The organism is Leclercia sp. M50 (assembly GCF_037150775.1).
Classification (GTDB): domain Bacteria; phylum Pseudomonadota; class Gammaproteobacteria; order Enterobacterales; family Enterobacteriaceae; genus Enterobacter.
This window is the reverse complement of record NZ_JBBCPK010000148.1, coordinates 1-7,161: the sequence shown is the minus strand read 5'-3', so window position 1 is coordinate 7,161 and position 7,161 is coordinate 1. Positions and strand designations below refer to the sequence as shown.

Genomic DNA, 7,161 nt, shown 5'->3' with positions numbered 1-7,161 from the left:
CGGCGCTTGTGGCAAAGTCGTTCGCTGTGCCGAGGGGCAATATACCCAGCGCGGGACGGTGATCGCCCTGCAGATTAATTAATGCGGACGCCACCTCGTTAATGGTGCCATCACCACCGCCCGCAATGACCGTCTCGACGCCAAGCGTGCGAGCTTCATTGATATAGCGTGCCGCGTCGCCTTTTTCCCAGGTGACGCGCACGTGGATTTGAACGCCTTCGTCGCGTAACAGTGTAACCGCCTCGCGCAAAAGATCGTTGCCCGCGCTTTTACCATTGAGAATTAATAAACTTGCCGGATAGGTCGCCATCCACGTTGCTCCTGTGCTGATCTTCAAGAAGTGTATCGCAGCGCGGAGAAAAGCGGGTAAGAAGAGGACGAAAGGCGAAAAATTAAATGAGTGGCGAGCCAAAGTTTGCGCCACTCGGTCAGGATATTAAGACGTTATCGCGCCATAGGGACATAATGCAAAGACGCAGTCGCGACGATGCATACAGCGGGTGATCAGCGCCCCCTCATTGCCAGGGCAGCCGGAACTTTTCAGAAATGATGACCAAAGCGTGGGGTTATAAGGGAATGTACGAAGAATGTTTAGTGCTCTGATTTTACCGTCGATAACAATACCGAAGGGACTTGTCACAAGGACCGAGCCGACGCTGATAAAATAATCTCCCTTGTACCAGATTATCAGCCTGAGATTTTTAACGGTGAGTACATGTATAAAAATTGTTCCAGTACGAGGGCAAACCATCCTTTTTTCAACCACCCAGTACATATTTCCTCCTTCTCCTTAAGTGAAATTTCCTTCATAAGAAGAATAGCATCAGACATGTTTATGAATAACCTGACTTTAATAAATTGATAAATTAAGTCACTTCCCGGCGAAAACAGAAAGAAATTTACGTTAAGGGCGGGCTTTGAGGTCGTTACGATACTGGGTAGAAAAAAGAAGGGGTTTTTAGACAAAAAAATTAGCCTGCGTAAGGGAGATTACTCAGGCTAAGGAGGTGGTTCCTGGTACAGCTAGCATTTATGGGTTATGTTTTTCAGCGTTGGCAATAATACCCTCATCAAACGCAGCGGTATGTGATCGAATTCTAAGAATCATCTCATACCAAAAAATAACCCGCTTTCATTACTTAGCGTGCGGCGCCTGGGTATTTTCGCCGTTAAAATTACGCATCAGTAACGCATAATCCAGAGCAATCTCTTCCGGGACCGGCAGCCAGACGGTATGTCCATCTCCCGGTGCGACGGTGACCGACTCGCCTTTGCCATTCACCATATGCTCCAGGGTAAAATTGATATTGCCCTGCGGGGTCATTAACTCCAGGCTGTTGCCAACGAGGAACTTGTTTTTAACCGCCACCGCCGCAAGGTTGCCCTTGCGCTCGCCGGTGAACTCGCCGACAAACTGCTGGCGTTCAGAAACCGAGTGGCCATATTCATAGTTCTGGTAATCGTCATGGGTATGGCGTCGCAGGAAGCCTTCGGTATAACCGCGGTGCGCCAGCCCCTCCAGCGTTTGCAACAGGGTACTGTCGAACGGTTTACCTGCAGCCGCATCGTCAATCGCCTGGCGATAAACCTGGGCGGTACGCGCGCAGTAGTAATAGGACTTGGTGCGGCCTTCTATTTTCAGGGAGTGCACACCCATCTGGGTGAGGCGCTCCACGTGGGCAATGGCACGCAGATCTTTGGAGTTCATAATATAGGTGCCGTGCTCGTCTTCGAACGCGGTCATGTATTCACCCGGGCGCTGGGCCTCTTCAATCATAAACACGCTGTCGGTCGGAGCCCCGATACCCAGCGTCGGTTCAATATTTTGCACCGGAATAGGCTCGTGCTTATGCACGATATTGCCTACTTCATCCTGCTTGCCTTCCTGAACGTTATACTCCCAGCGGCAGGCGTTGGTGCAGGTGCCCTGGTTCGGGTCGCGCTTGTTGATATACCCGGAGAGCAGGCAGCGGCCAGAGTAGGCCATGCACAACGCGCCGTGAACGAATATCTCCAGCTCCATGTCTGGCACCTGGGTGCGGATCTCTTCGATCTCTTCCAGCGACAGCTCGCGGGACAAAATCACGCGGGTCAGCCCCATCTGCTTCCAGAATTTCACCGTCGCCCAGTTTACGGCGTTGGCCTGTACCGAGAGATGAATGTCCATCTCCGGGAAATGCTCCCGCACCAGCATGATCAAACCCGGGTCCGACATGATCAGCGCGTCTGGCCCCATCTCCACCACCGGCTTCAGGTCACGGATAAACGTTTTCAGCTTGGCGTTATGCGGCGCGATGTTGACCACCACGTAGAATTTTTTACCCTGCGCGTGGGCTTCGTTGATGCCGAGCTGCAGATTCTCATGGTTAAATTCATTATTACGCACGCGCAGGGAGTAGCGCGGCTGGCCCGCATAAACGGCATCGGCGCCGTAGGCGAAAGCGTAACGCATATTTTTCAGCGTTCCCGCCGGGGAGAGGAGTTCCGGTTTAAACATGTTCGTTCTCGTTCTGATGACAGGTCAGATGCGCGCACAAGGTGGGCGCCGGGAGGAGATCCCATACATTAAGGGCGGGCATTGTAGCGCTGCGGGAAGGGGAGGTAAACCATTGAGTGAGTAAACGCCGACGGCAGGACAGTACCGTCGGCATCAGTTCAGGCGTGGGGAATCAGAGATCGTCCTGGGTGTGATCGACAATGATTTCCAGGGTCTTACGAATGACATCGGCACGGACAACGTCGCGCGTCGATTCAATTTCGCGGATCAAACGTAAAATAATCGCTTTGTTAGTCAGCGGTTCCTTCGCATCCAGAATGGCACCCGTTACAGTCTGAAGCAGTGCCCACTCTTCGGCCAGCAAACCGCCAGCGCTGCGAAAGTAGTTGGACAATGCAGCATTGGGCAGTTCGTCGTAAAAGTCATTTTTCTGGAGCATAGCCTGGCTCATAGTGTCACACCGGTTCAGTTATATAAGTTAATTATGCAGTTAATGCTTATTTCTGTTGGCTTGCGGGCTATTGCCAAACAGAGGATAGACATTGCTGCTGCTGTGTCGACCATCCGTGTCCCACGCCTGTTGCTCACTTTGGTTATTACGCCGGGTGCCGCCTTTACCATCGTTGGAAATTTCCAGAATAATTTGGGAAAGCGCATTCCGGCGCTGCCCGTCCTGCTCTACCGATAACATCTGCTGTAGCCTCTCCAGCAACAGCTTCATGCTGATGGGGCCATTATCTTTCAGTAAAGAAAACGTGGCTTCGCCAATAAGTTCATCAGTCAGTCGTTCATGGTCACTTCTGTTCATAACTACGTCTCTGTCGCCGCATCTTCCTGCCAGGAGAGAAGCGGCATAAAGTCAGTCTGTGGCGACAGTATAAAAAAACTGTTGCAAAGAAAAAACTGACTCAAAAAACAAGGTAATCAGCTGCTGTGGCGTATCGCTTAACGTTCAAACAGCAGGCCAACCAGAGTTTGATATCGGCTCTCCTCTTCCCGATCCGACGCCTGTTCCATGCGGTGAAGAAGACGGGTACAAATCGCCTTTCGGTTAAGGATTTTTCCTTCCCGTAGAATTTCAACCACAATTTGACCCAGCGTCTCCTGCTGGGAGGGCTGGTTTGCTTTGTTAAAGTACTGGGCAATGGCATTGGCTGTGTTCGGTGTGTACCCGTTCTCGCGCATATGTCACTCCTGAATTCCGCTGTATTTAAATGGTTAATATCTTGTTAACTGGTAAATACTGTACATACTAATTGTACAAGTTAACAAATATATTTTGATCAATACGTGCTAAGTGTTTCTATTCAACATCTTAAAAAATACAAATTGTGTAAAACAGTCTAAAAAGATTGTACATTGTCGACGATTTTCGTCATTAAGGCGGGTACAGGTGACGGGCTATTTTCCCGTCTGGGCAGGCTGATAAGACGTTCAGCCAACCATCTGATACTGTGGACTTTCATTCACCTCCTCTTATTGGAAACCCGATGCTCACTACCATCATTTACCGTAGTCATTTTCGTGACGACGTACCGGTTACCGTGCTGGAAGACATGGTTGTTGCAGCGAATGTAAAAAACAGAGAGGCCGGCGTAAGCGGCATTCTCCTGTTTACCGGCAAGCTCTTTTTTCAGCTGCTCGAAGGACCTGAGGAGAAGGTAAGAGCCATTTACCGCGCGATCTGCGAAGACCCGCGTCACCACAACGTGGTGGAACTGTTGTGCGATTACTCCCGCGCCCGACGCTTCGGCAAGTACGGCATGGAACTCTTCGATCTGCGCCACTATGACCGTCACGAGGTGATGCAAAACGTGCTGGATAAGGGCACCACAAAGTACCAGATGACCTACAACGACAGGGCGCTGCAGTTCTTCAGAACCTTCGTCGAGGAGAGTGAGAAAGAGAACTACTTTGAGCTGCCGTCAGGGGATCACTGGGTGTTTGTCCCGGATAATGATGCTCCCAGCGTACGCGCGCTGCAGGGGCGTTTAAGCGATACGTGCAACTTCGCGTTCCAGCCGATTATCGACCCGCTGGCCCGTGAAATTGTCTCCTTCGAAGCCCTGATCCGCACCCCGGACGGGGAGTCTGCCCAGCACTGGTTTGAGGGGCTCGAAGGGGATGCTGTCTACGAAGCTGACCTCAAAAGCAAGAGCGTTGCTTTCGCGATGGCAAGCGAGTTGGGGCTGGGGGAACAGAGCCTGTCAGTGAACCTTTTACCGATGACGCTGGTCAATGTTCCCAATGCGGTCAACTATCTGCTCCAGGAGATAGAAGCTAACGGGCTGGTAGCCGAGCAGATTGTGGTAGAGTTTACCGAGCACGAGGTTATCTCCCGTCTGGACGAGTTCACCGGCGCGGTACGTGAGCTAAAAGCCGCAGGTATCGGCGTGGCGATCGATCACTTCGGTGGCGGGTTTGCCGGCTTATTGCTGCTGGCGCAGTTCCAGCCAGACAGAATTAAGATCAACCGGGACCTGATCCGCGACGTGCACAAGAGTGGTCCAAGGCAGGCGATTGTGCTCGCCATCATCAAATGTTGTACAGCTTTGGAAATATTGATCTCCGCGGTGGGCATTGAGCAGCCAGAAGAGTGGATGTGGCTCGAATCTGCCGGCGTTTCGCAGTTCCAGGGGCCCCTGGTTGCCCCCCCTGACCTGGCCGGCATCCCGCCAGTTTCGTGGCCTGAGCCGCGCGAGGAGGTCGTGCGCTAACCTTCGCCGGGCAGTGTTACAATTCTGTTGTACAATATAACGAGTTGTACAGCCCGGCGAGATTCGTTACCTTGAACAATGAATATATCGATTAGTCATGAGGAATCGATGGCCTTTTACAGTATTGGCGATGTGGCAGAACGTTGCGGCATCAACCCCGTCACCCTGCGTGCATGGCAGCGTCGGTATGGCCTGCTAAAACCGCAGCGCAGTGAAGGCGGACATCGACAATTTGATGATGACGACCTCCAGCGCATTGAGGAGATCAAGCGCTGGATTGAGCGTGGCGTACCGGTTGGTAAGGTAAAAGCCCTGCTTGACGGGGATAAAGCCCCCGAGCCGGGAGACTGGCGCGTGCTGCGGGAAGAGATGATTGCCACCCTGAGGCAGGTCAACCCGGCAAAATCCCGCGCGCAGATCGCGATTTTCTGCCAGCACCACTCCGTGGATGCGCTGGTAGACCATGTATTTATTCCCGTGCGGGCCACTCTCCGTCTCGATCACGCCACCGCGCGGGCGATGGGCAGCCTGCTGGACGGTATTCTGATCGAGCAGGCGGTCACCAGCCTGACGGAGTCGCGTGCGAAAGCGGGCAGGGATGCGTTACTGATAGGCTGGGGTATTGAGGACCGAACCCGCCTGTGGCTGGAAGCGTGGCGCCTTTCGCATCGGGGCTGGCGCATCAACGTATTTGCTGAACCCCTGGCGTTACCCCATCCAGAGTTCTTCCCGGGCCAACATATTCTCGTCTGGGCAGGCGAGACATTATCAGACGAACAGCGCCAGCAGCTGGAGCACTGGCAAAATCAGGGGTATGTCATTACGGCACACGGGGCGGCTGACGCCGTCTGATGCCATTACCCGCCGCAGCGGGTAACTTTCTCTCTTATCACCCGCCAATCCGGCACGCATCCGCTTCCCAGCGATACCCCACGCCATACACTGCGCGAATAAACGACTGGTCGGCATCCAGCGCTTCAAGCTTGCGGCGCAGATTTTTGATATGGCTGTCGATGGTGCGGTCCGTCACCACCCGGTAATCGTCATACAGGTGGTTCAGCAGCTGCTCGCGGGAGAACACCTTCCCCGGCTCATGGGAGAGGGTTTTCAGCAGACGAAATTCCGCCGGGGTGAGATCCAGTAACTTACTGCGCCAGCTTGCCTGAAAACGACCTTCATCAATGATGAGTGGGCTTTCGGCATCCAGCACCTGCAACTCACGCTGCGGTTTACAGCGGCGCAGAATGGTTTTCACCCGGGCCACCACTTCGCGCGGGCTGTAGGGTTTGCAGATGTAATCGTCGGCACCGATCTCAAGACCTAACAGGCGGTCAATCTCTTCAATTTTGGCGGTGACCATCACAATCGGCACTTCAGAGAAGCGGCGGATTTCGCGGCACAGGGTCAGGCCGTCGGTGCCCGGCAGCATCAGGTCAAGCAGGATCAGATCCGGCGGGGTCTGGCGTACATATGGCAGGACCTGATCGCCGTGGCTGATAAGCGACGGGGCGTAGCTCGCCGCCCGCAGATAGTCGATTAATAACTGCCCAAGCTTAGGCTCGTCCTCCACAATCAGAATGCGGGGTGTGTTTTCGTCAATGGGTAACTCAGTCATGCTTCTCTCGATAAATCGCGTTCCAGCGGTAGCTCTACTGTAATGCTAACCCCGCCAAAAGGCGAATGGGCGGCGCGGAGGGTGCCGCCGTGGGCTTCAACGATGTTGACGCAGATCGCCAGTCCCAGGCCGGAGCCGCCGCTGGCACGATTGCGGGAGCCTTCGGTGCGGTAAAAACGCTCAAACAGCTTGTTGAGCTGGTCGTCCGTGACGCCAGGGGCGGTATCGGCGAAGGTCAGCGTAAAGCGCTGCTCTTCGCACTTGCCGGCGATCCGCAGCGCGCCGCCCGCGTCGGTATAGCGCAGGCTGTTTTCCAGCAGGTTGTTAAACAG

The 7,161-nt window shown here is 53.7% G+C and carries 9 protein-coding genes; 2 read left to right on the top strand and 7 right to left on the bottom strand.

The features are described 5' to 3' along the window. The 5 genes from WFM46_RS22005 to ycgZ form a co-directional block, all read right to left on the bottom strand. Positions 1–310: diacylglycerol kinase family protein (locus tag WFM46_RS22005; protein WP_336998549.1), on the bottom strand; the 310-nt coding region annotated here is incomplete at its 3' end. 825 nt (positions 311–1,135) lie between these two features. Then, positions 1,136–2,497 (bottom strand): prephenate-dependent tRNA uridine(34) hydroxylase TrhP, encoded by a 1,362-nt coding sequence (trhP, locus tag WFM46_RS22000; RefSeq protein WP_180209869.1) that lies wholly within the window; start codon positions 2,495–2,497, stop codon positions 1,136–1,138. 172 nt (positions 2,498–2,669) lie between these two features. After that, positions 2,670–2,948, bottom strand: coding sequence for a biofilm development regulator YmgB/AriR family protein (locus WFM46_RS21995; RefSeq protein ID WP_180209868.1), 279 nt, complete (start codon positions 2,946–2,948; stop codon positions 2,670–2,672). A gap of 39 nt (positions 2,949–2,987) precedes the next feature. Then, complete coding sequence (locus WFM46_RS21990; protein ID WP_180209867.1) at positions 2,988–3,305, bottom strand: hypothetical protein; 318 nt, start codon at positions 3,303–3,305, stop codon at positions 2,988–2,990. A 137-nt stretch (positions 3,306–3,442) separates the two neighbouring features. After that, positions 3,443–3,682, bottom strand: coding sequence for a regulatory protein YcgZ (ycgZ, locus tag WFM46_RS21985; protein WP_103180242.1), 240 nt, complete (start codon positions 3,680–3,682; stop codon positions 3,443–3,445). 305 nt (positions 3,683–3,987) lie between these two features. Here ycgZ and WFM46_RS21980 point away from each other — a divergent pair, with 305 nt between their 5' ends. Next, positions 3,988–5,214, top strand: coding sequence for a diguanylate phosphodiesterase (locus WFM46_RS21980; RefSeq protein ID WP_336998548.1), 1,227 nt, complete (start codon positions 3,988–3,990; stop codon positions 5,212–5,214). 108 nt (positions 5,215–5,322) lie between these two features. Beyond that, entirely contained in the window at positions 5,323–6,066 is a 744-nt protein-coding gene (locus tag WFM46_RS21975; protein WP_103180240.1) for a MerR family transcriptional regulator, read from the top strand. Positions 6,067–6,103: 37 nt separating this feature from the next. Here WFM46_RS21975 and baeR read toward each other — a convergent pair whose 3' ends face one another. Then, positions 6,104–6,829, bottom strand: a complete 726-nt coding sequence (gene baeR, locus WFM46_RS21970; protein ID WP_103180239.1) for a two-component system response regulator BaeR — start codon at positions 6,827–6,829, stop codon at positions 6,104–6,106. After that, a partial coding sequence (locus tag WFM46_RS21965) for an ATP-binding protein (protein ID WP_336998547.1) occupies positions 6,826–7,161 on the bottom strand: 336 nt, incomplete at its 5' end. The genes WFM46_RS21965 and baeR, both read right to left, overlap by 4 nt.

Bases quoted from the DNA above. Each gene is read 5' to 3' on its own strand.
- trhP (WP_180209869.1), bottom strand. From the start codon at position 2,497: ATGTTTAAACCGGAACTCCTCTCCCCGGCGGGAACGCTGAAAAATATG.
- WFM46_RS21995 (WP_180209868.1), bottom strand. From the start codon at position 2,948: ATGAGCCAGGCTATGCTCCAGAAAAATGACTTTTACGACGAACTGCCC.
- WFM46_RS21990 (WP_180209867.1), bottom strand. From the start codon at position 3,305: ATGAACAGAAGTGACCATGAACGACTGACTGATGAACTTATTGGCGAA.
- ycgZ (WP_103180242.1), bottom strand. From the start codon at position 3,682: ATGCGCGAGAACGGGTACACACCGAACACAGCCAATGCCATTGCCCAG.
- WFM46_RS21980 (WP_336998548.1), top strand. From the start codon at position 3,988: ATGCTCACTACCATCATTTACCGTAGTCATTTTCGTGACGACGTACCG.
- WFM46_RS21975 (WP_103180240.1), top strand. From the start codon at position 5,323: ATGGCCTTTTACAGTATTGGCGATGTGGCAGAACGTTGCGGCATCAAC.
- baeR (WP_103180239.1), bottom strand. From the start codon at position 6,829: ATGACTGAGTTACCCATTGACGAAAACACACCCCGCATTCTGATTGTG.